An 849-nucleotide genomic window follows, 5' to 3' on the forward strand; every position below is an offset into this window, starting at 1 on the left:
CGGATACATGGCGCCGCCGTTGCTCCACAGCGCGTTCGTGCCGCGCTGCAGGCCCAGCTTGCTGTCCTTGCCGACGTTGCGCTCGAATATTTCGCTGTAGTTGCCCACGGCCTTGATGGCGTTATAGGCCCACTTTTCGTCTACGCCCATGTTCTTGCCGGCGCCCGGGGTCACGCCCAGGATGCGCAGCACGTTGGGGTTGTTGCTCTTCAGCATCTCGTCCACGTTCTTCTGCGTGATGCCGTACTCCTCGGCTTCCAGCAGCGCGAACAAGGTCCAGCGCACGATGCCCAGCCAGTTCTCGTCGCCCTGGCGCACCATGGGGCCCAGTGGTTCCTTGGAGAAGCGTTCCGGCAGAATCTCGTAGTCGTTGGGGTTGGCCACTTGGGTCGCGCGCACGGCGGCCAGTTGCGAGGCGTCGTCGGTGAAGGCATCGCAGCGGCCGGATTCGAAGGCGCGCACGACTTCGGTCACCTTGTCGATCACGACCGGCTTGAATTCGATCTTGTTGGCGCGGAACCAGTCGGCCAGGTTCAGTTCCGTGGTGGTGCCCGGCTGCACGCAGATGGTGGCGCCGTTCAGTTCCTTGGCGCTCTTGACGCCCAGTTTCTTGTTCACCAGGATGCCCTGGCCGTCATAGAAGCTGGCGGCAACGGCCGACAGGCCCAGCGACGTGTCGCGCGTCTGGGTCAGCGTGACGGTGCGCAGCAGCACGTCGACTTCGCCCGATTGCAGCGCGGTGAAGCGTTGCTGGGTCGACAGCGCCGTGCCCTTGAATTTGGTGGAGTCGCCGAACACGGCCGCGGCGACCGCGCGGCAGATATCCACGTCCATGCCTTCCCATTCCCC

Annotated in this window: 1 protein-coding gene; it reads right to left on the reverse strand. The window is 64.3% G+C overall.

What is annotated here, in order from left to right:
* Window positions 1-849 (reverse strand): amino acid ABC transporter substrate-binding protein (locus A9976_RS13090; protein ID WP_183019370.1); only part of this gene is annotated, 849 nt, incomplete at both ends.

This window comes from Delftia sp. UME58, from assembly GCF_014170385.1.
Lineage (GTDB): Bacteria > Pseudomonadota > Gammaproteobacteria > Burkholderiales > Burkholderiaceae_C > Comamonas > Comamonas acidovorans.